We start from the raw sequence: 25,676 nt of genomic DNA, 5'->3' as shown, positions 1-25,676 counted from the left end.
CCAGCTCAAGGGATGGCCGGTCGCACCAACACCGAGGAGGCGTTCGTCATGTCGGAACCCCGTAACGGCGGCAGTGTGAAGACCCTGGGCATCAAGGTGCCCGACTCCCTCCACGCTCAGTTCGCCCTCGTCGCGCAGCTCGACGGCATCTCCCTGGGAGACGCAGCGATTCGAGCGGTCGAGCTGTACGTCACCACCAAGAGGGCCGAGCCCGACTTCGCGGCCCGCGCCAAGGCGGCGCTGGACGAGATCGAGCGCGAGGCCGCAGCCAGGCGCGGTGCCATCGAAGGGCTGTTCGGGTCGGAAGGCCCGACGCCCGGCACCGCCGAGCAGACCACGGGTTCAACTCGTCGGCGTAGCTGAGGCTTCCACGTAACACCGGAAGCCCGCACCAACCCGGAGCGGAGCGGCGGTCACTTCGACCGCCCTCCGCTCCACAAAACACCTGCACACCAGACCGTTCCCCGGCTCGCAACGGGGAGCGGCCTGGTGTGGAACGGACCGCCCACCAGGCACAAGCCCAACGGTCCAGAAGCGAGCGATGCGCAGTGATTACCGCCATCGTCATACCCCTTGATCCGGGTCAGCCGATCCGGCTCCAGCAGATCGAGCGCCACGATGTGAACGCCTACCGGCAGATTGTCGGAGGCAACCTCGAAGTCGCCACCCTCGACCGGCCGCTGGCCGCGATGTACCTCAACGAGGAGGGCAAGCTCAACCGGATGCGCGTCAACCACCGAGCGACCACGCTCGCGTGGGTGCACAACTCGGCTTTCCGAGGCACCGACGTCATCGTCGGCTCAGCGCTCATCGTCGGGCCGCCCAATCGGCACGGCGACGACACGTCAGCCCCCGAAGACCTGGTCGACCTGCTCACGAACACCAGCCGCTACCGCGTCCAGATGTGGACCCGCAGTGAGCCACGGTGGGGCAGCGACAACCAGACGTTCACGGACTGGCTGGAGGCGTACCGCTACGCCCTCCAACTGGCCGAAACGTGGGACCTCATCGAAGAGGTACGCGTCGTACCCGAGCTGGACGACGAACTGCGCGAGCAGTGGTACAAGCTCGGTATTGAGAACCAGTGGATCAGCTCCGCGGACGACCCGCCGTTCACCCGTGACAGCTTCGTCGGCTGCTACAGCGTCGAGGAGCTGGCCGACCGGATCGGACACGGCAACTGGGCCATCGGCACCGCCTTCTACTACCGAGACCTGTGCTTCATCAATCAGGTTGATGGCGGTGACGAGTGGCTGACCATCCGGCATGGCATCGCGTTCGAGTCCATGACGTTGGAATCGAGCATCGAGGAAGGCAAGTTCACCCGCCTCATTCGTAGGCTACTGACCGCCACCAAGGCGCAGTGTCAGGCGCTTACGTACTGAGCGTCGCTCAACAACAAGGCCTCGTCCCGACCCCCATTTGAGCGGTTGGGACGAGGCCACTTCCTATTACTAGGTCTTCCTCGCACTGCGTCCAAGTCACCCCTGATGCATCCAAGTTATTCAGAGTGCCTAAATACAACATTAGAAATTGCCTATTGAATTCTTTATTGATTTATGTTTTATAAATAGTTAAGGTGCGCGCAATTTACCTCAGCGCATTCTCGCACCTCGATTAGGCGGATCGCCTAATCACGCATTCGACCCTCTCGTAAGGAGTTGACGTGCGTACTACGCACACAGCCGCGCACAGACGCGGAGTGAGAACGTTGGTTCACAGCGTCGTCGCAGTGCTAACCCTTCTCGCCGCGATGGTGGTGGCCGCCCCGGCAGCTCATGCCGCTGGCGACGACTACCCGTCGAAGTGGAAGGACTACGCGCTCGGCGCGAAGGTGGACGACTGGGGCTACTACTCCCGGTACTGCACCTCGTGGGTCGCCTGGGCGCTTCACGACCGCAACGGTTTCGAGATGCCCAGGGCCATCGGCAATGCCGAGAACTGGGGCGTCTGGGCCAAGCCGACCTACGCGGTCGACAGCAACCCGAAGAAGGGGTCGGTCGCATGGTGGGGCGCGAGTCCCGGCAACCAGTACGGTCACGTCGCCTGGGTCGAGTCCGTCGGTGAAACGACGGTCACCATCCAGGAGTACAACTACGACCTGGTCGGGCACTACAACCGGCGAACCATCAACAAGAACAGTCCTACCGGCTACATCCACTTCAGGGACATCGAGGACACGCCCGCTCCGCCACCGCCGGACACAGACGGCGACGGTGTGGACGACAGTCACGATCGCTGCCCGACCGTCTTCGGACGATCCGCGGATGGCTGCCCGGTCAAGGGCGACTACAACCGCGACGGCCGTGCTGATGTAGCGGGTTTCTACCGCTACGACGGCAATCAGACAACCATGTGGGAATGGTTCGGCAACGGAAATGGCTACACCACCGACTCATTCGGCCCATGGTCGGGTAGCGGATGGGACGGAAGTCGGATCATCCCAGCGGGGCGAGACGACTTCAACGGCGACGGCAAGGATGACGTCGCAGCCTTCTACCGGCACGACGGCGACATCGTCGACCTCAACATCTGGTACGGAAACGGACTGGGTGACTTCAACCAGGTCAGGGCGTGGACAGCCAACGGATGGGATGGCAGTCGTCTGATTCCGGCTGGCTCGGGTGACTTCAACCGGGACGGCCGCGCTGACATCGCCGCTTTCTTCCGTCACGACGGCAACCTCGTTGACCTGAGGGTCTGGTACGGAAACGGCAATGGTTACACCACCGAGCCCACCGGACCGTGGACAGGCCCCGGATGGGACGGAAATCGGATCATCCCCGCCGGTGTCGGTGACATGGACGGAGACGGCAAGCTGGACATCAGCACCTTCTACCGCCACGACGGCGGCATGGTCGACCACAACGTGTGGTACGGAAACGGCGTCGGTGACTTCACCCTCGACCGCCCGTGGCACGTGGACACCGGATGGGACGGCAGTCGTCTCATCCCCGCTGGTGTGGCCGACTACAACCGGGACGGGAAGGCGGATACCGCCATGTTCTTCCGTCACGACAACAACCTGGTGGACCTGCGCATCTGGTACGGCACGTCCAACAGGGTGTCGGGGACACCGAGCGGCCCGTGGTCAGCGAGTGGCTGGGACGGAAGCCGGATCATCTCCGCCGGAGCCTCCGACTTCAACGGTGACGGCAAGCCCGACATCGCCATCTTCTACGACCATGATGGCGACGTGCTGGACCTGGACATCTGGTACGGCAACGGAGTCGGTGACTTCAACCAGGTTCGGGCCTGGCACGCCGGTTCCGCCTGGGACGGCAGCCGACTGAACACGGTCAAGAGGTAACAACGAGCGTCGGGGGCGGGTCTGCGACATGCGACCTGCCCCCGACCTCGCAATCAAAGCATTAGCATTCACAGCCGCAGACTATTCAACTATACTTATTACAAATCACTATGGTTCGGACTCAACTCACAAGATGGTGGCCACTGGCTACACTAATACTGCTCTTTGGCCTTTCCGTTCTCATTCGGCTGCCGTCTTTCGGTATAGACCCAGACAAGGATCAGGGTCTTACGACTTTCGACAATTTCAACAACACCGAGGTTTGGCTGCACAATAAAGCCGTGCTTGACGTATACGCCGAGTATCCGGCCAGTGTCCACAAGTTTGCAGCATACATCGGAGCTGACCCGAAGTTCCTCGTCAACAAGGCCGCGCCCGAACTGACTGTCTACACCTCATTTCCACCAACGCACTTTGTCGCACTCTACGGCACGCTGAAGGTCCTCGGAGCGCCCTTCACATACCTCAACCAGCAGCTATTCAGCCTCGCCATTCACCTGATGTGCGCAATTCTGATGTACTACCTCTGCCGCCTGCTGACACGGGACAAAGTGATCGCCGTCCTCGGTGCGGCTATGTATATTTTCGCCACGGGCACTATGTGGTATCACATGAACGTCTACTGGGCGCATCAGCTACTCATGCCCGTGTTCCTCGTGGCTCTCATTGTGTTTGTCCGGCGGAAAGGGCTAATGAAGTGGTGGGAGAGCGCGGGGATTGGATTTGCGATGAGCATCATCGCTTGGACTGGCGCTCTCGCCGCCGTTGGCTTTACGGCGTACGGTATTTACAAGTTCTTGACTACGAAGAATCGAGCTTACCTGAATTATCTGTTCATGTTGGCGGGCATGGCCGCAGCCATCGCGCTCGCGATACTTCAGGTATTACTGACGACCGGCGCAAGCCCCGGCGAGTATATAGACAGGGTATTGCACCGAGTACAGGCACGCTCGCTCGGATCGACGACCTTGCCTCTAGCAGTGAAGGCGTGGCGGGTTTTCTCTGGCCTGCTTATCGAGTACGGCGGATTCATACTGATCGCGTATACGCTCGCGCTAAAGCGCAAGCTTCAGGGTTTCGCCTGGGGCGTACTGTTTGTTTCCGCGTTCCCTCTACTTGAGTCGTTCATCATCATGGAACATGACGCAGTATACGGTTTCGGTCGCTTGAAGTGGATCGTCCCAGTAATTCTGACAATATGCCTTCTCGGCGCGAAATATGCGACCGACAAAAAGAGGCGTATCGTCCTCATCGCCGCCGTGGCAACTGCATGTTTCCTGCACGCAATTCTGTATCTTGTTACATACTAAGCTGTATTTAGCCGACTATCCGAAAGTGGACCTGTTCAACTTCTCCAGAAGCATGGTCGCCCCTTCGATCAGTTCTGCAAATGCTCGCGATAGGCCTTTTTCGTCCAGGTCGAAATGCTGCGCCGCTCGTTGGTAATCCGTGATCGAATTGCGTTCATAACTCGTGCCTACGTCGCCGCCACAAGCGCCACCCGCACGGGTCGGGGCAACAGCGCACCACACTTAGTGGAGCGGACCAACTCTGCGAAGTTTCGCCACATCGCCTTGCGCACATCGTCAGAGTCAATCCCATGGACACGGGCTAGAGCCCGCTCGACATCCTCAACCTTGCCCGGCCGGCGGCCCTGACCGCCGGACCTGTCGCCAAATGGATGATCAGTCTCGGCAAGAACCCGGTCGAGCGGCAGGCTCGCCAGCAACTCGGGCTTCCGCAGCATCGAAGCGTTGACCGAGAAGTAGCAACCAAGCTCGACCGCCCGCTCGGTCTGCGCTTGGTTGCCAAGCCACCAGTGAAGCACCGCACCGTGGATCGATCGGGTCGTCAGGCACTCCAAGGTGGCATCGGTGGCACCGAAGCTGTGGATGCTTGTAAGCCGAGGATTCTCTTGCAGCGTCGCGAAAATCGCGTCCAGGGTTGCCCGCTGCGTGTCCATGGGCACACGGGATTTGCCGTCCAGACCGACCTCGCTGACGTAGGGCGTTCGAGCGATCAGCTCGGCAAACCGAGCTGCGTCGAAGGCCTTCTGCACGCCGACGAGGCCGGGGTGGCAGCCCACACCCCAGACCGTCCACGGGTCAGATCGTTGGAGCGCACGCTCGGCTTCATCGAGCGAACGGGTCGCGGCGAAGATGAGCGAACCAAGCTCCAGCAGATCGCCAGGCGAGATGTCCGGCTCGATGTGGGCGTGCATGTCGATCGGCGGCAGGCGTCTCATGGATAGAGGCTCCGTAGCTCCTGGATCCCACGCTGGCAAAGATCAAGCGCATCGCGCAATGGGTAGGCATCCGGAACGCTCAGTGCGGCGAGATCCCGCGTCCTCACGCCCCGGCGGATGAAGTTGCGAACCGGCTGCTCAACCGACTTGCTGTCGAGCCACTTCTGCACGGCAGGATCGCTGCTTGGCGCGATGTAATCGGTAAGGTCGGAAACACCAGACGCGGTGAAGGATGCCCGCCGCAGCACGCACCCGAAACAGACGCCACAGGGCCGGTCAGCTGAAATGCCGTGGGCTCGCTGGCCAGTCAGCGCGCACGAGTGGGTGGCACTCAGAAACGAGGAGGCTTCTTCTGCGCCGACCAGGTCCACGACCCGCCTGTACATCTCGCCCTTGGTGGTATGCGCGAAGGGGTTCTCGATGACCGCGTGGGCACCCACCTTGATAAGCACAGCCGCCAGGTCCTGCAGGAACTTGGGATGCGTGGTGCGCGTCGACAGGCTGCCGAGGCGTTCCGGGCCTAGCGGCGGATTGATCGAGGCGAAGCCGTTCTCGGGTATCCACAGCGGCACTTGGTGGATGGAGGCCACCGCCAGGCCAAGAGCCAGGAAGAGCAGCGAACGCGATCGAGTAGTTGACTCGGACGGGTACGGCATGCCGTCGATGCGCTCGCTGCGGCGTCCCAAGTGCACGACCATGTGTTCCTGGCTTGGGCCGGGGATAAGTCGCTCGAGTTCGACAGCGATATGGCGCTGGATGGGTGCCAACATCGTGTTGTTGTAGTGCGACAGCAGGACGTGATGCTGGTCCGCGGCAAGCAACGAGCGGGAGTACAGCCCGCCGATCGCCGAGTCGGCACCGCCGCTGAGTAGGACAACCCTCTGGGGCGTGACGCCGATTTCGTCGGGTGCCTGGGCCTCGGCCGGTTCCGGCTGCTGCGTGAACGACAAACTCCAACGGTCGCCGCTGAGGAACCCGAGCACACCCGCAAGTTCATCTGCCACGCCGTTCCAGGCTGCCGCATCGGAAACCGGGATCTCAAGATCAAGCGGGCGCTGATTCCAGTTTGCCCCACGGCCTTCGCGCAGCACAGAGCGGTCGGCAGCAAAGGCGGTCAGCGCAACCCGAACCACATCAACATTCAGGGGCGGAACCGGGCCGAGTGTGGCCAGGCTGGGGCTGAAGCCTCTGGTGAATGTCGACCGCTCGTCCGGCAGCCAGTAGAAGGATGAGGCGGCCTCGTCTGCCGGTATATCGTCGGTTGCACTCAGGCGCAACGTGAAGCGGGACATCAGCTGCCACCTCCGACGATGCCACGGATGGTCTCTAGACCCGCCTCGACAGCGCGGCTGACTTCATCCTCGGTCGCGCCGTCGACCGACAGATCGGCCTGAGCGGCAATCGCTTCCGCGGCGTCCCGGATATCGCTCTCGGCAACGTCGGCCAGGTCATGGTTGTTGACCAGATCACCCGACTCAACCAACAAGGTCTCGGCGATGATGACGGCGATGGTCTGACGGACCATCTCTTCTGGAGTCAGCCGGTAGCCATCCCGTTCCTGCTCCATCACCCACTCTGCTACCTCGGCGGCCACGAACCGCTGTTCGTGGTCTTCGATGCTGCTGTCCGGCGTGCTGCAGGCCATGTCAACGATGCGGCGCACCACTTCGATGTCGTCCCCGAGGCCGCGCAGCTCGTTGTAGTCCAGACCCAGACGTTGCAGGGTCGCCGCGTCACCCGTGCTGTACGCATGAGCCGCTGCCGCCGCGCGGCCGGCCGTGCGAGCTGAGCCAGCGGCCGTGCGTTGCGGACCGCCGCTGCTACGCGATCCACCCCCACCGCCAGAACCGCCTCCTCCGCCACCAGGGCCATCTCCGCCCCCACCGCTCGCCACGCGGGGGCGGATCAGGTTGATGACGCGCCCGAGTGCAGCCGGATCGAGCGGCGGACGCTGCCCCTCGGGACCCGACCCGTCCGAACCCGACAAACCATCCAGGTAATCGCTGATGCCATCGCGAACCGTTTTGCCGTCCTTGCCACCGCTGCCGGAGTAGGCGCCACTGGTGCCCATCAGGCAGTCCCTCGGTTGCCCAGCGCGCTGTCGACTGCCCGCTTGACCTGGCCGTCCGGCAGCTTGCCCTTCCAGGTGGTGAGCACACCACGAATCGGCGCGGAATCGTCCGCCTTGAACTGCATCGGTGTCGCGATGGTGATCTCGCTGGGCGGCAGCATCAGGAGGGCATCCCGAGCCGAGCCTGCCACGCTGGGACGGCGACGGGCGATGCGCAGGATGGCGTTGACCCCACCCTTCTGCTTGGTCGGCTGGTCGCGCATCGTTCGCCCGATGTGGCGCAGCAGGTCGGTGGCATCGCCGTCACCCAGCTCATCCAATTCGGCATCGGTGACCGACGCCTGTTCGCGTCGGGATTCCGACAGCAGGTTGGCGGCAATGTCACGAAGTCGCTCGGGCAAGCTGTCGTCGATCAGGGTGACGCCGGCGAAGGTGGCAGCCAGCGTCAGGTAGGGCGACAGGTCGAGCCCACGCAGCGGCGGTGCCAGTTTGGCCCACCGCACCATGGCCTGAGAGAACTGACCCGAGGCGGCTGGCGTGGCGGCGCGAGAACGACGGGCGGACGCGCTGCGCCGTGGTTGTGCGGCTGACCCGGCCGCGCCATTGGGCTCGTCTTGCCGCTGGGCGTCGGCCGTGTCGCTCTGCGCGGGCCGCCCGGCTTCCTCCTCCAGCCGCTCCAGGTGGTCACGCATCTCGCCCTTGGCAAACCAGTCCAGCAGCAGCTTGAACTCGGGCTTCATCAGCGCTTCGAGGGTCATGAGCTTGGCGACCACCGCAGGGTCCAGACTGATGCCCCGGCGCGAGGCCACGGACTGACGGACGTGCAGGTCGTTGAGGAAGCGCTTGATGTAGCGCGGGTTGCCACGCAACTTCTCGTAGAGCAGCGGCGTCAGGCGGGCGGCGAAAGCCAACTGGTCATCCATCGCCAGCCCACTGATCTCCCCGATGTTATCGACACTGCCGCCGTCTCGTCGAATCTGAGCGCAGCGTTCGATGAGCGTGGCGAGCTGCTCGGGCTTGGCGGTTGCCTGCAACTGGAGAAGCAGCAGATATGCCTGGGTGTCGAAGTGGCTCAGAGCCGGAAGCGGGATAGTGGTCTGCACGATCTTGTGCAGGTAGAGCGTGGCCGGGTCCTGCCGTTCGTCGTCGCTCTCATCAGGCCGCCCGGTGGCCTTGAACCGGGTACGGATCGCATCCGCCACCCGATCCTCGTCGGCAGCGATCACGAACGACATCTTCGGAACAGCCAGGAAAAGGCGCATCGCTTCCAGGCTCTCCACGACCGTCTCCGGCAAGCAACGGTCAAGATCGTCCACCAGGACGGCGACCGCCCGGATGTGCTTGAGATCGTCGGAGGCGATCAGCTCCGCGAACTCGTCTCGGAACTCCTCCAGGCCACGCACCGACTCCTTGTCGCCCTCCTTAGGCTTCACCAGCTCGACGAGCTTGTCGAAGTCGGGGATCTGCAAGGTCAGCGACGATTTGGCGGCCAGCTTGATCGCCTTGGCCCAATCAACGCGCTTGCCGAGTCGGACCAGAAGATTCTTGGCCTTGTCGGTCTTGGTCTCCGAACGGTCGACCTCAGCGGCAAGCGCGCCCAAGACCTCCGCGATAAGGCTCTCCTTGGCGCCCGTCGAGGGGTCGTACCGCCATGGGTCGGTCTGGATAACCAGCACCTTCTGCTCGTCCGCCCTACGGCGGTCGAGCTCCTGGGCAACCAGGCCGAGCACGGTCGTCTTGCCGCTGCCCCAGCTCCCGGACAGCCCGAGGGCCACCGGATCGAGCGCCTCATCGAGCAGCGCGTCGGCGACTGTCTGAGCGACAGCATCGAACGACAGCAGATCCACACCCGACGGATCGTCCGACCACAGGCCGGAAGGCTGGGCGGCGGTCATGCCTGTCGCCCGATCCCGGACATTGTGGGAGTTCCCTGGAAACTGATAATTGAATAGCTCATATGAAAGTCTCGCTTGCGCTCATTATATCAATTGAATACGTTATGCAGAAATGCCGGACGACACGTCATCGGCAATTCATCAACCACCAGGTTCCCCACCAATTTGCGCTTCGCGGGGTTTGAGCTGGCGCCATTCCAGCAGCGACACGACCCGACCGCTGGTTCGCTGCTCGCTGTCCGATGACGTGGGCAGCTCGGCTGGGTCGCTGCCTGGGGTACGGGCCGTGACAGTCCGGAACAGGTCAGGCGGCACGCGACACTGCTCGATCAGCTGCGCGTCGTCGATGCCCTCCTGCGTCAGCAGCTCCACCGCCCTTGAGAGGAGCGACGGCTGCTCAATGGCGCTGATCAGGCCTGGTTCATTCCGGCGCCAGCCTCGGGCCGAGATGGTCGTCATAGCGTTGCGGTAGGACACGTCACTGAGTCGCCCGAGCCAGCGGGCGCGATACAGCAACGCCTGGATGCTGACGCCCCACTGTTCCTTCAAGCGGGCGAGGGTCCGCCAGACATTGCCGCCCATGGTGGCTGGCAGCAAGTCTCGGATCTGATCCGCAGGCATCAGCAGCTCGGCGGCAAAGCGGTGCGCTTGGTCCTCGACGATCCGGCCGCCCGGCTCGGCGTCGCCATGCATGATCAAGTGGCCCAGCTCATGCGCGACGTCGAAGCGTTGACGGTAGTAGTCGCGCTTGATCGGATTGAGGATTACGACCGGCCGTAGTTTGCTGTCGAAGGAGTAGGCGTCGACCGAGGCTGTCTGCGGCGGGCTGAAGACCACCAACATGCCATGGTTCTCCAGCAACCGGACGAGGTGGCTGGCCGGTCCAGCCTCGATGCCCCACTCCTTGCGGACGAGTTGGGCGGCCCGCTCCGGACCGTCGCCATTCCGGTCATCTGCAAACACCGGAAGGCTAGGCACGTCGGGGGCTGGGAACTCAACATGCCGTTCCAAGCTGCTCGCGATGTCCACGGCCAACTGTCCGTAGGCATACGCCTGGTCACGGGCGCGTTGGCTGGTCGAACGCAGGGAGCGGAAGTGTGGTGTGGCACTGATGGCCGCAACGTCTTCCGGACGGACCGCGAAGAACCCCGGATCGACCGACAAGCTCAACGCCAACTGCGCCACCGTCGCGGCGGTCGGATGCTTAGCCCCGGACTCCCACGCCGCCACGGCGGTCGCACTCTTGTCTACCAACACAGCGAGTTCGCTCTTGCGTAGGCCCGCCAGGTGCCTGGCCAGTGTCAGGCGGGCTCCATCGAAGATCGCGGCGACTTCCGCCGCTCGGTCGGAGCTGGACGTGCGAGGGCTCACTGCTCACCACTGGCGCGGTCGTCACGCCGTTCTTCTGCGGGCCGACGAAGGCGGACAGGCGCATCCGGCACAGTGTCCGGACCAGTGGGCAGCTGCGTATCGCCGCTGCGGCGTCCGCCGTCAGCTGGCGGGGTCCCTAGGAGGTTCTGCCACCAACGCCACGCCTGACCGCCGCCAGAGTTCAGCCGAGCGCGGCCGAAGATCAGCTCGACCTGCTGACTAAGCGGGTCGAGGCTGTGAGCGACGACGTACGTCTTGAGGTCGAGTTCTTGTCCAGTGGCCAGCATCTCCAGGCCGCCGGTCTCCTCCAGCTCCAACCCCTCGAACAAAGAAGGTTGCGGCGGTTCGGGGTCGCGTTGGCCGGCCACGCGCTGCTTGGTCGGGCTCTTCTGGGGCCAGGGCAGCTGGCCCAGCTTGCCGAACTCGCAGGAGGCGAGCAGAAACCGCAGGTCTGCGCACGCCCAGCCGGGGCTGCCGTTGAGGTTGGAGCGACGCACCAGACCGGCGTCCAACCGCGGCATGCGCTGGATGTCTTGCTCGGACAGCTGGTCATACAACAGGTCAAGGTCGGCATCGTCGTTGCCGGAGCGCACGGCGTAACGCTCGCAGGCGAACACGCGGTCCAGGCGATCACGGAACAGCGTGTACCTGATGCTGCCCAGCAAGGCCACGTCGTGACCGTCGGCCTCGGAGTACATATCCAACGCCCGCGTGGTGGCCGACAGGTAGGCCCACCGGACGCCAGCCAGGACCCCGGCGTCGCCGAGCTCCGCGATAACATCCTGCTGTTCGCTCACGGCGAGAAAGATACACCATCACCAGTAATCGATGTGTCAGACTCAACCGTCCGGCGTGTCGAGGACCGCAAACCACACCGTACATCCGGAGGGGGAGACTGCCGAGGTGCGCACAACCAAGCGTGAAACGGACGCCATCCGCGCCTACGTCGAGGACCAGGCCCACGAGGACGTCATCCACCTGGAGAAGGCGGCTTCGGAGCTGGTCGGCCCGGTGCGGCACGACATCTGGGACGTGCACTGCACGGATAGCCGCTGGTGGGTGGTGACCAACCCGACCAACCTCTACGACCAGACCGACTTCAAGAGCCGGGACGTGGTGCTGACCTTCCACATCGGTCTGATGCTGCGCGTGGAGTACGCCCAGGAGCGTGAGGTGCCGGTCGCACCACAGCAGGCTGACCTGTTGCCGGGCTCATGGCGACGGTGGCAGCAGGCGTTCGAGGCGTACGAGAGCGGCGATGAAGCTGAGAACTTCCAGGCGGTCGGCGTGCGGCTGCGGGAGTGCCTTGTGTCGTTCGTCGGAGAGACCAGGAACGACGAGCTGGTGCCAGCGGGCGTAGAGCGGCCGAAGAACGCCGACTTCAAGGGCTGGACGGAGCTGTTGGCGAACTACCTGGCCGCTGGCGACTCGTCGGCGAAGCTGCGCTCGTACCTGAAGTCCATCGCCGTGGAGACTTGGACGTACGTCAACTGGCTGACGCACGCCAAGAACGCCGTCCGGATGGACGCGGAGATCGGACTGAAGACGGTGGAGCACTTGCTCGGGATGTTCACGGCCGCGCGGCTGCGGCTCGGCCGGACGAGTACGCGCTGCGAGGAGTGCGGGTCGTATCGCGTCATTGGTGGGGTGTGCGAACACTGCGAGTGGGCTGACCCGTCGTACGAGCAACCCAAGGTGCGGGAGTGGTCCGAGGAAGAGCGCGCCCGGCGTCTCGCTGAGCCATGCACGCTCACCTCAGAAATCTCAACGTTCATGAGTCCGGACGATCTTCGATCGTGAGAGCTGAGTCGTCGGTGCAGTGGCCGCCGAATCAGACAACACCGATGTAGCGCGTCGGACCGCCAGCGAATCACATTTCCGCAAGTCAGACGCTGGATCACGTGCCCGCGCGCCGTCATCGTTGACGTCCCACTCCCCTTGCGCCACGATGTGAAGCAAGTTTCTCCAACTTGGAGCAAGGAGCCAGGCCCATGCGCGCTCACTTCCTCGGTAAGGACCCCGAGTCCATCGAAGGGGAGTCCCCCACCCTGTTCGCGACCGACCGCACCGACCGCGTGACCTACATTGCGCAGGGCTGGAAGGTCACCGACCCCCAGGTGCTGGCCGACGTCGGTCCGGTGCCCGACCATGAGGCCTTGATCGAGATCCCGGAAGACGTGCTCAAGATGTACGCCCGTCGCTACCTGGACGAGGGAGGGACGCTCTGAGCCTGCTCATCGGAGACGACTTTCAGCAGTTGTTCCGTACCTTCGAGCACACGGCGTTCCGCCTGGAAGTGCGGGAGAGCTACAACGCGCCGCGCGAGGTCGAGTCGTTTCGACGGTTCAAGGCTGGCGAGCCGGTTGACCTGTCGTGGGCCGAGACCTGGTTCAGCATGATCCGCCAGGCGACCGCGGAAGGCCGGCGCTTCGCACGGGTGCGAGTTGTCAGCTTGCCGCTCAGCGAGTACAGCCGGTTCGGCTTCTGGGCAGCTCAACGCACCAGCGATGCAGGTGAGGACATCCGCTATCTTCCTCGGGACGTTGCCGCGGAGCTTGACCTACCCGATCACGACTACTGGCTGTTCGACTCGCGCAAGCTGGTACGGATGCACTTCGGCGAACAAGACAAGTTCCAGGGCGGCGAGATCGTCGAGGACGCCGAGCAGATCGTAAAGCACAACTACTGGCGTGATGTGGCCCAGCATCACGCCGTTAGACGGGAAGATTTTGAGGCCAAGGTCTAGTGGTTCGGGTGGCGTGGAGGAAGCACGCAACGCCCTTGGTCAACGACTCCGCGAGCTCCGCCGCCAAGCGCAAATAAGCGGCAAGGAGCTCGCGGAGTCGTTGTCATGGCAGCCGTCCAAGGTCAGCAAGATCGAGAACGGCAAGCAGACGCCGACCGATGATGACGTCAAAGCGTGGACGCGGGCGACGAACACCGAGGGCGAGACCGAAGCCCTGCTTGCGTCGTTGCACACCCTTGAAGTGCAGCACGCCGAGTGGCAACGGGTGCTCAAGGCTGGGATGGTCGGCCACCAGCTTGAGTTGAGCGAACAAGACGCTAAGACCAAGCTGTATCGGTCGTTCGAGCCGGCCGTGGTGCCGGGACTCCTTCAGACTCCCGAGTACGCCCGTGCGCTCTTTTCGCGGGCTGTCACGGTGCACCGAGTGCCCAACGATGTCAGCGACGCCGTAGCGAAGCGGATGCAGCGGCAAGAGATGCTGTACCGCACGGACAAGGCGTTTCACTTTGTCATCACCGAGGGGACGCTTCGCAACCGGGTTTGCTCCGTCGACATCTTGCTTGGGCAGCTCGACCGCTTGGTCTCGCTAACCTCGCTGCGCAACGTGCGGCTTGGTGTCATCGGGTACGAGACGCAATACGTTGTCGATCCCCGTCATGGCTTCATGATGTACAACGCCGACCTCGTGCGTGTCGAGACGTACTCGGCCGAGCTGAACCTTAGGCAGCCGCACGAGATTGAGCTGTACGCCTCCACGTTCGAGAAGCTCGCCAAGGTCGCAAGTTACGGCGCGGCTGCAAGGGCGATCATCAACCGCGCTATCCGTGATCTGACGCCAGACGAGCAATCGGACTGATCGCAAGCGCTGGCTAGATCTTGCTTTCGGATTCATACCATTGAGGACTTGCGAGCAATAGTGAGCAATTTGCTTCTCAACTCCGCTCGTTCTACCTACTCTCCCAATAAGAACGCCGGTCGCGGCGTCCGTCCTCAAAGGACTTGGGAGTTAGCCAGGTGGCCACTCGTGTTGCTCTGCTGAACAGAGATCAGATCGAACGACTACCGGAGCGTGCCCGCGAAGTCGTGGAGTACCGCAAGTCAGGGCTGAGCCTCAATCACATCCAAGGCTGTCCGCTGGACTGCGCGTACTGCATTCGGCACACCTACGGCCTGTGGGATCAGCGGGTACCGCGGGCGCTCATGTCCGACGCTGAGGCCGTCGCGGAGCTGGTGAATCACCGCTACTTCCAGCCGCACGTGACCCCGGTGCAGGTGTTCAACCGCGCGACCGACCCGTTCTTGCCGGTCGTGAGGCCGCACACCTTCGCCGTGCTGGAGGATCTGGACGAGCGCGGCCTGACCAATCATGTCCTGGTCATCACGCGGCACCAGATGAAGCCGGAAGACATCGAGCGGCTGAACCAGCTACGCCACATCAAGCTCACGCTGCTGTTCACGTTCAGCGGCATCGACAACAAAGACGTCGAGCCGTACCCGTCGCACGTCGCGGCTGAGTCGCTGAAGCTCATGAGCGCACCGGAGCGGCGGAAGTACCGCACCATCCTCTACTGGCGTCCGCTGGTGCCCGGCCTCAACGATACCCCGGAACACCTCGACCAGGCACACCAGCTCGCCGCGCACGCCGACGCCACGGTGTTCACCGGCCTGTTCTACCGGGGTGAGATCGCGGACTACTACAAGGCCAACGGCCTGCCCGAACCGTACGAGGACACCGCCCGGCGCAAGATCGTGCCTGAGACGTTGGAACAGCGAGTGCTGGCCACGTTCGACAAGTCCACGCCGTTGTTCCGCAAGACCTCCTGTGCCGTCGCTTACGCGCATGGCCTGCCGGACTACAACGGCCACTTCGGCATCGGGCGCGAACTGTGCGACATCTGCCCGCTGAGTCAGCTCGAACTCTGCCGGAGCGCCCACCGCGTGCCGTCACCCGACCGACTGCGGGAGGTCGCCAGCACCCTGCCCGAGGCTCGTGGTCTTGTGGTCGTGGACATCACCGAGCGGGCGGCCGTGGTGTCCGGCCTGGAAGCCGAACAGCCGCGCTACTACCTGCAACACGCTCTCGGCTTCCAGGTCCACGACGTGCGCCACCCGCACGCCGAGCGGCGGCACGGTCGTGCCGACATTGGATGGAAGGGCGAGAAACAAGATGACTGACTGGACAAGCCTCAGCTTCGTGGTCGTGGACGTCGAGGGCAACGGCCAGCAGCCGCCCGACCTGGTGGAGCTGGCCGCCGTGCCGATCGTCGGCGGGGTCATCGGGGAGCCGATGAGCTGGCTGGTCAAGCCGGACACTTCGATTAAGCACTTCGCCACGCGCATTCACGGCCTGACCAACAAGGACGTGGCCGACTGCCCGCCGTTCGAGGACATCACCGGCAACGTGTTGGCGGCCTTGAACGCTGACGCTCTCGTCGCGCACAACGCCCACGTTGACCTTGGTGTGTTGCGTCGCAAGCTCACCGGCTGGGAGTCGCCCGAGGTGTTCGACACCTTGAAGCTGGCGCGGCGGTTGGTGCCAGGGATGAACGGCTATCGGCTCGGCAACTTGGTCGAGGCGTTCAGCTTGGCCGAGGGCCTGCCGGAAGACCTCACGCCTCACCGCGCCACCTATGACGCGCTGGTGGCGGCCAGGCTGTTCGTGCTGCTCGCCACCAAGGCCGCGAGCCTGGAAGAACTGCGCGGCCAACCTCCCAAGGGGGTCGATGAAGATGCTCTCTTCTAGCGGCAGGCGCATCGGCTTCGGCTCCATGCAGCTCACCGGCCCTGGTCACTGGGCCGCACCCGACGACCCGGAACAGGCCATGCAGGTGCTCCGCGACGCTGTCGACGCGGGCGTGACACACATCGACACCGCCGACGCCTACGGCCCGTTCACTGCGGAGAAGTACATTCGCAAGGCGTTGCATCCTTACCCCGACGGCTTGGTCATCGCCACCAAGGGCGGTCTCACTCGCCAAGGTCCCGACCGGTGGGCACCGTGTGGGCGGCCGGAGTACCTGCGCCAGTGCGTTGAGATGAGTCTCCGGCGACTCCAGGTCGAACGGATCGACCTGTACTACCTCCACCGCATCGACCCCGCCGTTCCCCTGGAAGACCAGCTCGGCGTGCTGCGGGACATGCAGGCTGAAGGAAAGATCCGCCACATCGGACTGTCCAAGGTGGACCTCAGTCAGGTCCGCAAGGCCAGCGAGCTGGTTGACGTCGCGGCCGTGCAGAACAAGTACAACGTCACCGACCGGACGTCAGAAGAAGTGCTCCGGCACTGCGAGGTAGCTGACATCTCCTTCGTGCCGTACGCGCCGCTCGCATCAGGTCGGCTGGCAGAACCTCACGGCGTGCTTCACGAGCTGGCTACCCGGTACAGCGCAACACCCGCCCAGCTCGCGCTTGCCTGGCTCCTGCATCGGTCCCCGGTCGCCACGCCGATCCCCGGAACCAGTTGCAGTGCACGTCTTCACGAGAACCTTGCCGCCCAACAGATCAACCTCACCCGCGAAGACATGACCGTCATCGAGCTGGCGGCCACCAAGGCGCACAGCTTGCAGGAGTCGCGCGGCCAGAAGTCGGGAGGGGGCGAGGATGAGCCTCAGGCCCTTCTCTGACCACCAGCGCGGCCTGTTCGTCAGCGTCGACGGGCCGAGCGGCGCCGGGAAGTCCACGATCGTCCAGCACCTCGCGCAACTCCTGGTGGCTGCTGGCGAAGAGGTGCACGTCACCGCCGAGCCGAGCACTGGCCCCATCGGCGCACTCTGCCGCGAGATGACCGAGACGACCACTGGTCATGCGCTGGCCTGCTTGTACGCGGCCGACCGCTATCACCACCTTGAGGCGGAAGTCCGGCCGAACACCGAGGCTGGCCGCGTGGTGTTGAGCGACCGCTACATCCCATCCGGCCTAGTGATGCAGCGCTTCGACGGTATCGACCCGGTGTTCCTCTGGCGGCTGAACGCCGAGGCTGACCGGCCCGACCTCGCCGTGATCCTGGAGGCCGACCCCGAGGTCATCTCCGAACGGCTCCAGGAGCGCGGGCCGCACAACCGCTTCCAGCTCTCGCCAGGCAGTAGCCACGCCGAGGTTCACTTCTACCGCCAGGCCACCGAGCGGCTGATTCAGTCGGGCTTTGACGTGCTGCGGGTGGATGTGAACCGCCAACCTCCCGAGCAATCCGCGGCACTGATCCGCGATCGGCTGCTGACCTTCTTCGCTCCGGCTGCGGGGTGAACGGGCATGGTCGAGACGATCACGCCGACCGAGGCGAGTAGCGCGGTTGAGGCGCTTCACCAGCTCGCCACCGTCGTTCTGAACGAGCACACCAACGACCTCGGCCTGTGCGCCGTGTGCGGCTGTGCCTTCCCATGTGAGCGAGCAGCGCTCGCGGAACACAACCTCACCCTCTGAGGAGTTGCCACCCCAGTCGGCCAGACCGGTGACGGTGAGCCTGCGTGCCCGTCGCCGGTCTGGTCCCCAACCGTGCGGAGAACACCGTGAAACCCTTGATGTACGGCTACATGCGCGCACCTGATGACGTGTCGGACGGCGAGCTAGACCGCGCGGTCAGTGAGATGCAGCGCTTCGCCGAGACCGAGGGTTATTGCTACGCAACGACGTTCTTCGAGCACCAGCACGGCTCACGTGCGGCATTCGACGAGCTGATCCAGGAACTCAAACGGGCTGAAGCACGGCACGTGGTGGTGCCGTCCTTCGAGCACCTGTCGAGTCACCGACTTCTGTGCTCCAGCATGGTTGAACGCCTGGAGACTCACGCCAACGCCTTCGTGCTGACATCGAGCGGCACGTAATGGATCGGCACGACCTCGACATGAGCATCGCCCGGCAACTCAAGGACATCAACAACGATGCCGGAGCGTTCGTCGCGGACGTGTTGAGCGACGACATCAGCCGGGATGACCAGATCGTCTTTGCCCTGCGGCTCGTGCGGTTGGCCGAGCGCATCAAACAGCGTGCGGACAGCACGGCCGGAATGGTCATTGAAGGAGGCGTTGTCGATGTCGGTGGTAGCGGACAACCTGCACTCTCGGCCGGAGCAGTTGAACCGGCCGACCATCCCGGCCCCGCGGTCGATGACTGAGCAGCCCCGCCCCAAGGCGATAGCCGACCTCACCTTGGCGGCCACCTCCACGGCGGTGAACGTCGGCATCCTCTTGCTTCACCACACCTTGCAGGAGTGGAAGCGCACCGAACTGGAAGACAGCGGCGAAGCCGTGCTCTCCGAACTGATCGGCCAGGCCGTGAAGCTGACGGGCGTGCCCAATCCTTCCCCGCGCTGGGTGGAGCTGGACCACCTGGCCTTGATCCGCGTGCGCCTGGTGCTGCTCGACAAGGGCGTCATTGTCGAAGTGGCCGACTGTCACGACCAACCGCCGAGCCTGCCCGACGCTGTGACTTCTCTGTGCTCGCGGTGGAACTCCTACCCGACCAGCGTCGGCCGCGTGGTGTGGTGCGAGTTGGAGCCGCCCGTTTACGAGCTGACCGAGCACGGTCTACCGAAGCGAGTGCGGTCGAAGACTGGCGGCATCGACCCGAGGCCGGCGGCGGGGGTTGATCGGGAGTTTCTACAACGCGTACTTGAGGGGCTGGAAGGGCTGTAAACACGGCAAGGCTGAGTACGAGATGTGGGGTTCTGCTATGGCAAAAGAACACGTGGAAGACCGAGCAGTCTTCCTGTTGTCGGCGCTGCTATCTGCGGCACTTCCGATGGCTCGCTATGTCCAGAAGTACGGCAACGCTCAGGATCGCGAGAAGCTACGCAGACTTACCGGCACTCGCGAGTATGAGGAGTTGACCAATGCCCTAGTGCAGTTGCGGAGGTAGCAAGCATGGAAAGTCTGGGCTACACCCCTGGCTCCGACACCCCTTGTAAATCCCCTCGGAATCTCATTTAATAAGGTTATCAGTAAATATTCAGCAGTAAAGCAACTGACTGCAAGCGGAGGCATATGGATAAAATCAGCAAACCTAAGAAACCTTGGCACAAGCGTGCGTGGGTATGGATACTAGCCGTGATCGTAATCCTCTATGCAATCGGAAGCTCATCCGGTAGTCAGAATAAGACTGCCAACAGTAGTAGCTCGAATCAGTCGGCTCAATCAACGCCGATCGACACCTCAGGCACGAACTTTGGAGCCAACGATAAGTTGCCGACCGAGCAGAAAGAAGAGGCTCCCAAGACATGGCAGAAGGCTATCGAGCTGTCAGGTAGCTCGGCCAAACGCTCCGAGAACTTCAAGTTGAATGGTGGCCAAACTCGCTTGAAGTACACGGTGAACGGTGGTGACAGCATCATAGCGTCCTTCTATGTCATGAATGAAGGAAAAAGCCTTCAAGAAGACGGCGGCTTTGCCGAAGTAACGGCCACGAAGAGTGGCAGCGACGAAACTCGGCTTACGAAGCCAGCCGGAAACTACTACCTCGATGTCAGTGCGGCCAACGCCGAGTGGACTGTGGCTATCGAAGAGCTGAAGTAGTTTTCGCCCAGAATTGAAGTACCCCGCTCATCTGCGGCGCACTTCAAGTGCTACACGCGGAGCGGGGTGTGGGGATTGCATGTTCAAGACGCGCGGCCAGGCCGGTCAGAGCCTGTCGATCAGTTCCCTTCGCCTATCGGGTTGAGGATGGGCTGAACGAGGCGGTCGTACACCGCCCAGAGCAGTTCATCTTTGGTGCTGAAATGGAACCTGAGAGTGGCAACGCCGACCTTGGCGAGTTCCGCCAAATCTTGAAGGCGGAATGATTCGCGCTGCACGACCAGCTCTGTTGCGGCAGAGATTATGCGCTCGCGGGTTCTCACCCGTTTTGTTCTGGCACCCCGTTGCCGGTATTCCAGTCCGTTAGCGCACTCGTCTCGCCCTACTCGTTCGGTGTGGTCGTGCCCGTCAGTAGAGTCCAACACGCTGCCGTATTCCCGCACCATCGCCTCAATTGGCAGTGTGGGGTCTTGACTGAAGAGCTGAAGCAGTGCGTCGATTCGCCTGTTCTTCTCTTGCAGGAAGCAGCGAAGCTCTTGTAGACGTTCAGTCGCTTGATTGTCGGAATTCATCGCGCCTCCGAGAGGTCGAGTGAATCCCGCTTGCGCGTGTGAGCAGGTAAAGCAGATCGCGTCTTGAACACGTGGAAGCCGTTTAGGCAACCAATACGCTACTTATAACATATTTAAGCCATTAAAACAACGACTGAGTCAGTCGTTTACCTTTAGCGTAGGAAGCAACTGGCCTTGCGCAAGCGCAACGGCTTCGTCGCCAGTCAGTTCCGAGTTCATCGAAACGACATACATTAGAGCCATCACGTGATACGTGGCGACCTCAAAGGCCGGAAGCTGTGAGTCGATCAATCCGTCTTCTTGCCCGATCTCGATGAGATCGGCAAAGCATTGGATGACCGCGTACAAGCCGTAGTCTTCCGGCAGATCGTCCTCGGTTAGCTCGGGCCATTCGAGGCTTTGATCCTGCATCGCAACCAGGACAGCAGCGGTAAGGTTTCGATGCTCGACGGCATAGCGCGCCAGGACCGCGATTTGCAGCTTGAGGATATCCGGAGCTTGCACGTTTTGATTCAGAAGCCGCTTAGCTTCCTCAACGACCATCATCGCGACGGTGCCATAGACATGCATGATGAGCATTTGCTTCGTTTTGAAGTGGTTGCGGAGCGTGGCAACACTGACGCCCGCCTCTTTCGCAACGTCCTCCAGGCGCGTGCCCTGCCATCCTCGCTGCTCGAACAGGACTCGGGCGACCTTGAAGATCGACGAGCGGGTGCGAAAACGCTTCGTCGCGGCCGTGCGCTGGTAGTGATCTTCGACTGCCACGAACAGCACATTAGCACTCCAGGCAAGTTGTGGTTGACGACAACTTGCCTTCGGGGTTAGTTTCTTCGCACGGGCTGGACCGGCCGACCCTCGGCCGACCTCCAGTCCGGCGAAGGAGACAGCGATGACTCAACTCGACCCCTACGGCAGCAACCTGCCGTCGATGCTCACGCCGGGAGGCCGCGCGCTCGTCCGCGACCTCGCCACGGTCCGGCGAGCAACCAGTGTCGGCCTGGCCAAGGGTGACGGCCTGGCGGCCTTCACCGAGCAGACGATGGGCAACCTGACGGCTCTCGACCGTCAGCGCCGCATCCTCGCCCGCGGTGACGAGACGCTGAACAACCTCCTCATGGAGGTCGAAATCGGCTACGTGCTGAACGTCTGCAATGAGCAGCGCGGCATGTATCGGCGGTACTAGATGGACGCCGTCGACCCCGCCGAGATCCTGGATCAGCACGTCGCTGATCTGGACGACAAGCTCAGTGGCCTTCTGGCCGAGATGGAAGCCACGGCGATCGAGTGGGCGGCGACCGTCCTCCGGTCGGTCGAGACGCCTCGAACAACCGAGGAGCCGTGATGCAACTCCTCGTCGTCTTCCTTCTCTGTCTCGTCGTCAGCAGCGCTCTCTACTGGCTCATCGTCAACTTCTGGGTCTGGCTGCTGCTCGCGGTCGGCCTGGTGCTTCTCGTGCGCTTCGCATGGCCGCGCTTCTGCGCCTGGCTGGAACTCCGACAAGTCCGGGCGCAGACCCGGCAGTCCATCCAGCGCCAAGAAGTCGCGTACGACGAAGCCCAGAACCAGATGAACCAACTCGCCCAGCAACACCGTCTCCGAAAGGGAATCACCCGATGACGCTCACCGACTATTACACCCTGCTCGCGCTCGCCCTGGTGACACTCGCGTTCCTGACCGTACCGCCGGTCATCGCTGTCATCCGCGAGGACAACGAGGCGACCAAAGAGCGTGAAGCCGCCAGGCGGCGCATTGCCGCCCGCCAGCTCGCGTCCGCCAACCTGCCCGTCCTTCCCGACATCGGGGCTGATCCCGAGGAGCAGACATGAACAGTCAGATCACCCCGGAGCAGGCCGAGATTCTGCTCACGCTCTATTCGCTCATTCTCGTGGCCGTCGTAACGCGCTTGGTCGCGTTGGTCGCCTGGCGAAAGTGGTTCCGCGACGCTGCGCCGGACAACCTGACGCAGGAGGAGCGCGACCTGCGCCGAGTGCAGCGCAGGGGGCGCAGATGAGCCACTACCAGCCCTACCGAGGCGTTCACGGGCGCCGCTACCAGGTCGTCATGAAGTCCTGGCGCAGGCTGCGCCTCAGTGAGGACGGGGCCACAGTTCGCCACCGGTCCCGCCGCCGGCATCTCCTTGAGGAGCTGCGCGTGCTGGACCTCGAAACCTACGACTACCGCTAGGGACACGTCATGCACCCAGGAAAGTTCAGCAAGGCGCTAACCGCCGTGTTCGGTGCGCTGCTGCTCGTGCTCCTGGTGGCCGGGGTGGCGCGGGCAGCCTATGAACTGCTCGCGCCGCTCGTCCCCATCCTCATCACGGCCGTGGCTCTCGGAGTCATCTACTGGTTCATCTTCCGCGGCATCCGTCGCCGCTGACTGCAACCTCAAGCGCTGCGGAATCGACAGCCGTCTCTCTGGCGGCGCGGCAGCTGTAATTTCTACGGCTCGACCGCGCCGCCAGTCAGCTCCATAACAACAAGAAGGGAGTGCATCCGTGTTTTCGCAAGCTCGGCTGCTTTTCGCAGCCATAACCAACGGAAAGGCTCCCTATGGACAAACCCACCAAGAAAGTTCGCGTTGTCGGCGAGCGGCGTCCCGAACTCGACCTCGCACGCTTCGCTGACGCGCTCATCGCCTTCGCCCTGCACCGCTTGAGCGAGGACACCCCGAAGCCCGATCGTCCGGCCCCGCAGCCGGAACCCGGTCAGGAGGCGTCATGACCCTGGCGCTGCTCACCGCCGCTGGCGGCCTGCTCATCCTCTCGCTCATCCTCACCGCCCGCTGGTTGGAGTCCCGCTACTGGCGCGGCCGACTGGTCGCCTACCGGCTGCAACTGCCCAGCGGCCTCAGCGCTAACCAGATCGCCGCGTGGCTCGGCGTCCTCGCCGCCGACACCCGCCGGTGGCCGGTCAGCTTCGAGGTACAGGCGACCCACCGAGGCATCCGCTACTACCTGCTCACCCCACTCGGCCACGAGGCCAGCACGCTCGCCCGGCTGCGCTCCGCACTGCCGGGACTACGGGCAGAAGAGGCCCCCGACTACCTCACAGACCGCCCCGCGGTTCGCCTGGCGAGCGAGTACAAGCTGACCAACTTGCAACGCCCCCTCGGACACGACCGAGCGGAATCCGCCGTCACCGCCCTACTGTCCGGGCTGCACCCGCTCGCGTCGAGCGAGGTCGTGCGCATTCAGTGGATTCTCTCGGGCTCGCGGACCTTCTTGCCCAGCAAGGAAGACGCGGCCGAGCTGGCCCGCGCAGTACGCGCCAAGAACGCCGTACCGGTCTTCAACGCGGTGGCACGTATCGCTATCAGCGCACCGAGCAGAGCGCGGGCGATCAGCCTGCTCAACCGGGTCAGCAACGCCTTCAAGATGCTGGACGCGCCCGGTGTGTCCGTCCTGCCACGGGCGTTCCTCAGTGCCTCGGTCGTGGCCGAGCGGCTCTACGGGCGTGCGCTGCCGCTGACGGTCTGGCCGATGCGGCTCAACACCAACGAAGCTGCCGGACTGCTCGGCATCCCCCTCGGCAACGTGTACCTGCCTGGGCTCGAACTCGGCCGGTCGCGACAACTTCCGCCCCCAGAAGGCATGGCGCGCAACGGACTCGTGCTAGCCGACAGCAACTTCCCCGGCGCCCTCAACCGGCCACTCACCCTCACGACCGAAGACCGCTTGAGGCATCTGCACCTCATCGGGCCGACCGGCGTCGGCAAGTCCACGCTCATCGCCAACGCCGCACTCCAGGACATCGGGCGCGGTGACGGCCTGGTGTTGCTCGACCCCAAGAGCGACCTCGTGGCTGACGTCCTGGCCCGCGTACCGAAGGACAGGACGGAGGACGTCATCGTCCTCGACCCGTCCGCGACAGACTTCCCTGTCGGCTTCAACGTCCTGCAAGTCGGTCGCAGCGAGCACGAGCGTGAGCTTGTCGTGGATCACGTCGTGCACGTCTTCTCGGAGTTGTGGCGTTCGTCCTGGGGACCGAGGACGAGTGACGTGCTCCGTACCTGTCTGTTGACGCTCACCCACACTCGCGCCCACGACGGTTCGGCCTTCGCGCTGACCGAAGTTCCCGAGCTGCTGCTCAACCCGACCTTCCGCAAGTTCGTGACCGCGCAGGCCGGCGTGCCGGACACGGTGCGTTCCTTCTGGTCGGCCTACGAGCACATGAGCGAAGGCGAACGCGCACAGGTCATCGGCCCCAGCCTCAACAAGCTGCGCACGTTGACCACCAGGACGTCGCTGCGGCTGATGCTCGGCCAGAGCAAGGGCATCGACCTGGCCGACGTGTTCCGCAAGCGGCGCATCGTGCTCGTGCCGCTCAGCAAGGGCGTCGTCGGCACCGAAACGGCGCACCTCCTCGGTTCCCTCCTCATGGCCGCACTCTGGCAAGCCACCCTCGGGCGGGCGGCCGTCCCTGCCGAGAAACGCCGACCGGCGTGGGCCTACCTCGATGAGTTCCAGGACGTACTGAGGCTGGGATCGGACAACGAGCTGGCCGACATGCTTGCCCAAGCTCGCGGACTCGGCCTGGGGCTGACACTGGCGCACCAGTACCTCGACCAGCTACCCCGCCAGGTGCAGTCAGCCGTCCTCGGCACCGCGCGTTCACAGGTGACCTTCCAGCTCGACCACGACGACGCCCGCACACTGGAGAAGCGCTTCGCGCCCGCCATGACCGCAGCCGACCTAAAGGGGCTGCCGGTGTACGAGGTCGCCGTTCGTGCAAGCGTCGGCGGACAGACTCGCCTGCCCGCAACCGGCACGACTCGACCACTCGGCCCGCCGCGTCATGACGTCGCCGTGCTCTCCGAGCAGAGCCGCCAGCGCTACGGCACGCCTCGCGCGGACGTCGAAGCTGCGTTGCGCTCCCGCATTGAGACGCCAGCTGGTGCGCGCATCGGCCGGTCGAAGCGTGGAGGCTCGTCATGAGCCGCGCCATCCGACGTGTTGGTT

At 63.5% G+C, this 25,676-nt stretch carries 34 protein-coding genes; 26 read left to right on the top strand and 8 right to left on the bottom strand.

Annotated elements, in window-relative coordinates:
- The first annotated feature begins 12 nt into the window (after nucleotides 1–12).
- From ACLJQE_RS22265 to ACLJQE_RS22250, 4 genes are all read left to right on the top strand, one after another.
- Nucleotides 13–363 (top strand): hypothetical protein, encoded by a 351-nt coding sequence (locus tag ACLJQE_RS22265; protein ID WP_410641243.1) that lies wholly within the window; start codon nucleotides 13–15, stop codon nucleotides 361–363.
- 128 nt (nucleotides 364–491) lie between these two features.
- Nucleotides 492–1,385 (top strand): DUF3846 domain-containing protein, encoded by an 894-nt coding sequence (locus ACLJQE_RS22260; protein ID WP_410641242.1) that lies wholly within the window; start codon nucleotides 492–494, stop codon nucleotides 1,383–1,385.
- Nucleotides 1,386–1,732: 347 nt separating this feature from the next.
- Nucleotides 1,733–3,310 (top strand): FG-GAP-like repeat-containing protein, encoded by a 1,578-nt coding sequence (locus tag ACLJQE_RS22255; protein WP_410641241.1) that lies wholly within the window; start codon nucleotides 1,733–1,735, stop codon nucleotides 3,308–3,310.
- A gap of 281 nt (nucleotides 3,311–3,591) precedes the next feature.
- Nucleotides 3,592–4,620, top strand: a complete 1,029-nt coding sequence (locus ACLJQE_RS22250) for a hypothetical protein (RefSeq protein ID WP_410641240.1) — start codon at nucleotides 3,592–3,594, stop codon at nucleotides 4,618–4,620.
- A gap of 167 nt (nucleotides 4,621–4,787) precedes the next feature.
- On the opposite strand, the gene ACLJQE_RS22245 is transcribed toward ACLJQE_RS22250, so the two are convergent.
- The 6 genes from ACLJQE_RS22245 to ACLJQE_RS22220 all read right to left on the bottom strand — a co-directional run bounded on the left by ACLJQE_RS22245 (nucleotide 4,788) and on the right by ACLJQE_RS22220 (nucleotide 11,689).
- Nucleotides 4,788–5,555, bottom strand: coding sequence for a TatD family hydrolase (locus tag ACLJQE_RS22245; RefSeq protein ID WP_410641239.1), 768 nt, complete (start codon nucleotides 5,553–5,555; stop codon nucleotides 4,788–4,790).
- The gene (locus tag ACLJQE_RS22240) at nucleotides 5,552–6,847 is read right to left on the bottom strand and encodes a hypothetical protein (protein ID WP_410641238.1); all 1,296 of its coding nucleotides are present in this window, start codon (nucleotides 6,845–6,847) and stop codon (nucleotides 5,552–5,554) included. Before ACLJQE_RS22240 ends, ACLJQE_RS22245 begins: the two co-directional genes overlap by 4 nt.
- Nucleotides 6,847–7,626 (bottom strand): hypothetical protein, encoded by a 780-nt coding sequence (locus ACLJQE_RS22235; protein ID WP_410641237.1) that lies wholly within the window; start codon nucleotides 7,624–7,626, stop codon nucleotides 6,847–6,849. Before ACLJQE_RS22235 ends, ACLJQE_RS22240 begins: the two co-directional genes overlap by 1 nt.
- Nucleotides 7,626–9,521, bottom strand: coding sequence for a P-loop NTPase fold protein (locus ACLJQE_RS22230; protein ID WP_410641236.1), 1,896 nt, complete (start codon nucleotides 9,519–9,521; stop codon nucleotides 7,626–7,628). The genes ACLJQE_RS22235 and ACLJQE_RS22230 overlap by 1 nt, the downstream gene beginning before the upstream one ends.
- Before the next feature lie 141 nt (nucleotides 9,522–9,662).
- Nucleotides 9,663–10,892: a helix-turn-helix domain-containing protein gene (locus ACLJQE_RS22225; RefSeq protein ID WP_410641235.1), complete on the bottom strand. Its 1,230-nt coding sequence runs from the start codon at nucleotides 10,890–10,892 to the stop codon at nucleotides 9,663–9,665.
- Nucleotides 10,889–11,689: a hypothetical protein gene (locus ACLJQE_RS22220; protein ID WP_410641234.1), complete on the bottom strand. Its 801-nt coding sequence runs from the start codon at nucleotides 11,687–11,689 to the stop codon at nucleotides 10,889–10,891. Before ACLJQE_RS22220 ends, ACLJQE_RS22225 begins: the two co-directional genes overlap by 4 nt.
- A 106-nt stretch (nucleotides 11,690–11,795) precedes the next feature.
- Between ACLJQE_RS22220 and ACLJQE_RS22215 the strand changes: the two genes are divergently transcribed.
- The 13 genes from ACLJQE_RS22215 to ACLJQE_RS22155 all read left to right on the top strand — a co-directional run bounded on the left by ACLJQE_RS22215 (nucleotide 11,796) and on the right by ACLJQE_RS22155 (nucleotide 20,144).
- Complete coding sequence (locus ACLJQE_RS22215) at nucleotides 11,796–12,692, top strand: hypothetical protein (RefSeq protein ID WP_410641233.1); 897 nt, start codon at nucleotides 11,796–11,798, stop codon at nucleotides 12,690–12,692.
- 191 nt (nucleotides 12,693–12,883) lie between these two features.
- A complete protein-coding gene (locus ACLJQE_RS22210) occupies nucleotides 12,884–13,120 on the top strand; it encodes a hypothetical protein (protein ID WP_410641232.1) in 237 nt (78 codons plus the stop codon).
- The gene (locus tag ACLJQE_RS22205) at nucleotides 13,117–13,638 is read left to right on the top strand and encodes a DUF6879 family protein (protein WP_410641516.1); all 522 of its coding nucleotides are present in this window, start codon (nucleotides 13,117–13,119) and stop codon (nucleotides 13,636–13,638) included. The genes ACLJQE_RS22210 and ACLJQE_RS22205 overlap by 4 nt, the downstream gene beginning before the upstream one ends.
- Before the next feature lie 13 nt (nucleotides 13,639–13,651).
- Entirely contained in the window at nucleotides 13,652–14,494 is an 843-nt protein-coding gene (locus ACLJQE_RS22200; RefSeq protein WP_410641231.1) for a helix-turn-helix domain-containing protein, read from the top strand.
- A 227-nt stretch (nucleotides 14,495–14,721) separates the two neighbouring features.
- Nucleotides 14,722–15,813 carry a radical SAM protein gene (locus ACLJQE_RS22195; RefSeq protein ID WP_410641230.1) on the top strand — a complete coding sequence of 364 codons (1,092 nt, stop codon included), beginning with the start codon at nucleotides 14,722–14,724 and terminating at the stop codon, nucleotides 15,811–15,813.
- Nucleotides 15,806–16,381: an exonuclease domain-containing protein gene (locus ACLJQE_RS22190; protein ID WP_410641229.1), complete on the top strand. Its 576-nt coding sequence runs from the start codon at nucleotides 15,806–15,808 to the stop codon at nucleotides 16,379–16,381. The genes ACLJQE_RS22195 and ACLJQE_RS22190 overlap by 8 nt, the downstream gene beginning before the upstream one ends.
- The gene (locus ACLJQE_RS22185) at nucleotides 16,368–17,261 is read left to right on the top strand and encodes an aldo/keto reductase (RefSeq protein WP_410641515.1); all 894 of its coding nucleotides are present in this window, start codon (nucleotides 16,368–16,370) and stop codon (nucleotides 17,259–17,261) included. Before ACLJQE_RS22190 ends, ACLJQE_RS22185 begins: the two co-directional genes overlap by 14 nt.
- On the top strand, nucleotides 17,239–17,880 hold the full coding sequence (tmk, locus tag ACLJQE_RS22180) for a dTMP kinase (protein WP_410641228.1): 642 nt from the start codon (nucleotides 17,239–17,241) through the stop codon (nucleotides 17,878–17,880). Before ACLJQE_RS22185 ends, tmk begins: the two co-directional genes overlap by 23 nt.
- 6 nt (nucleotides 17,881–17,886) lie before the next feature.
- The gene (locus ACLJQE_RS22175) at nucleotides 17,887–18,057 is read left to right on the top strand and encodes a hypothetical protein (protein WP_410641227.1); all 171 of its coding nucleotides are present in this window, start codon (nucleotides 17,887–17,889) and stop codon (nucleotides 18,055–18,057) included.
- Nucleotides 18,058–18,101: 44 nt separating this feature from the next.
- Nucleotides 18,102–18,458: a recombinase family protein gene (locus tag ACLJQE_RS22170; protein ID WP_410641226.1), complete on the top strand. Its 357-nt coding sequence runs from the start codon at nucleotides 18,102–18,104 to the stop codon at nucleotides 18,456–18,458.
- Between the two features lie 20 nt (nucleotides 18,459–18,478).
- Nucleotides 18,479–18,748, top strand: a complete 270-nt coding sequence (locus ACLJQE_RS22165) for a hypothetical protein (RefSeq protein ID WP_410641225.1) — start codon at nucleotides 18,479–18,481, stop codon at nucleotides 18,746–18,748.
- On the top strand, nucleotides 18,741–19,268 hold the full coding sequence (locus tag ACLJQE_RS22160) for a hypothetical protein (RefSeq protein ID WP_410641224.1): 528 nt from the start codon (nucleotides 18,741–18,743) through the stop codon (nucleotides 19,266–19,268). Before ACLJQE_RS22165 ends, ACLJQE_RS22160 begins: the two co-directional genes overlap by 8 nt.
- 411 nt (nucleotides 19,269–19,679) lie before the next feature.
- On the top strand, nucleotides 19,680–20,144 hold the full coding sequence (locus ACLJQE_RS22155) for a hypothetical protein (RefSeq protein WP_410641223.1): 465 nt from the start codon (nucleotides 19,680–19,682) through the stop codon (nucleotides 20,142–20,144).
- Nucleotides 20,145–20,263: 119 nt separating this feature from the next.
- Here ACLJQE_RS22155 and ACLJQE_RS22150 read toward each other — a convergent pair whose 3' ends face one another.
- Both ACLJQE_RS22150 and ACLJQE_RS22145 read right to left on the bottom strand, forming a co-directional pair.
- A complete protein-coding gene (locus ACLJQE_RS22150) occupies nucleotides 20,264–20,716 on the bottom strand; it encodes a TetR/AcrR family transcriptional regulator (protein ID WP_410641222.1) in 453 nt (150 codons plus the stop codon).
- 138 nt (nucleotides 20,717–20,854) lie between these two features.
- Nucleotides 20,855–21,481: a TetR/AcrR family transcriptional regulator gene (locus ACLJQE_RS22145; protein WP_410641221.1), complete on the bottom strand. Its 627-nt coding sequence runs from the start codon at nucleotides 21,479–21,481 to the stop codon at nucleotides 20,855–20,857.
- Between the two features lie 124 nt (nucleotides 21,482–21,605).
- On the opposite strand from ACLJQE_RS22145, the gene ACLJQE_RS22140 reads away from it, so the two are divergent.
- The 9 genes from ACLJQE_RS22140 to ACLJQE_RS22100 all read left to right on the top strand — a co-directional run bounded on the left by ACLJQE_RS22140 (nucleotide 21,606) and on the right by ACLJQE_RS22100 (nucleotide 25,652).
- Nucleotides 21,606–21,899: a hypothetical protein gene (locus ACLJQE_RS22140; protein WP_175298397.1), complete on the top strand. Its 294-nt coding sequence runs from the start codon at nucleotides 21,606–21,608 to the stop codon at nucleotides 21,897–21,899.
- Complete coding sequence (locus ACLJQE_RS22135; RefSeq protein WP_410641220.1) at nucleotides 21,900–22,058, top strand: hypothetical protein; 159 nt, start codon at nucleotides 21,900–21,902, stop codon at nucleotides 22,056–22,058.
- Entirely contained in the window at nucleotides 22,058–22,333 is a 276-nt protein-coding gene (locus ACLJQE_RS22130; protein WP_410641219.1) for a hypothetical protein, read from the top strand. Before ACLJQE_RS22135 ends, ACLJQE_RS22130 begins: the two co-directional genes overlap by 1 nt.
- Nucleotides 22,330–22,542, top strand: coding sequence for a hypothetical protein (locus tag ACLJQE_RS22125; RefSeq protein WP_410641218.1), 213 nt, complete (start codon nucleotides 22,330–22,332; stop codon nucleotides 22,540–22,542). The genes ACLJQE_RS22130 and ACLJQE_RS22125 overlap by 4 nt, the downstream gene beginning before the upstream one ends.
- The gene (locus tag ACLJQE_RS22120) at nucleotides 22,539–22,727 is read left to right on the top strand and encodes a hypothetical protein (protein WP_410641217.1); all 189 of its coding nucleotides are present in this window, start codon (nucleotides 22,539–22,541) and stop codon (nucleotides 22,725–22,727) included. Before ACLJQE_RS22125 ends, ACLJQE_RS22120 begins: the two co-directional genes overlap by 4 nt.
- Nucleotides 22,724–22,900 carry a hypothetical protein gene (locus ACLJQE_RS22115; RefSeq protein ID WP_410641216.1) on the top strand — a complete coding sequence of 59 codons (177 nt, stop codon included), beginning with the start codon at nucleotides 22,724–22,726 and terminating at the stop codon, nucleotides 22,898–22,900. The genes ACLJQE_RS22120 and ACLJQE_RS22115 overlap by 4 nt, the downstream gene beginning before the upstream one ends.
- Nucleotides 22,901–22,909: 9 nt before the next feature.
- Complete coding sequence (locus ACLJQE_RS22110; protein WP_410641215.1) at nucleotides 22,910–23,095, top strand: hypothetical protein; 186 nt, start codon at nucleotides 22,910–22,912, stop codon at nucleotides 23,093–23,095.
- 173 nt (nucleotides 23,096–23,268) lie between these two features.
- Nucleotides 23,269–23,439, top strand: coding sequence for a hypothetical protein (locus ACLJQE_RS22105; protein WP_410641214.1), 171 nt, complete (start codon nucleotides 23,269–23,271; stop codon nucleotides 23,437–23,439).
- Entirely contained in the window at nucleotides 23,436–25,652 is a 2,217-nt protein-coding gene (locus tag ACLJQE_RS22100; RefSeq protein ID WP_410641213.1) for a type IV secretory system conjugative DNA transfer family protein, read from the top strand. The genes ACLJQE_RS22105 and ACLJQE_RS22100 overlap by 4 nt, the downstream gene beginning before the upstream one ends.
- Nucleotides 25,653–25,676 lie beyond the last annotated feature (24 nt).

Origin of the sequence: Amycolatopsis sp. lyj-346, from assembly GCF_046548975.1 — a bacterium.
Taxonomy (GTDB): Bacteria; Actinomycetota; Actinomycetes; order Mycobacteriales; family Pseudonocardiaceae; genus Amycolatopsis.
This window is presented reverse-complemented; position numbering and strand designations above follow the sequence as displayed.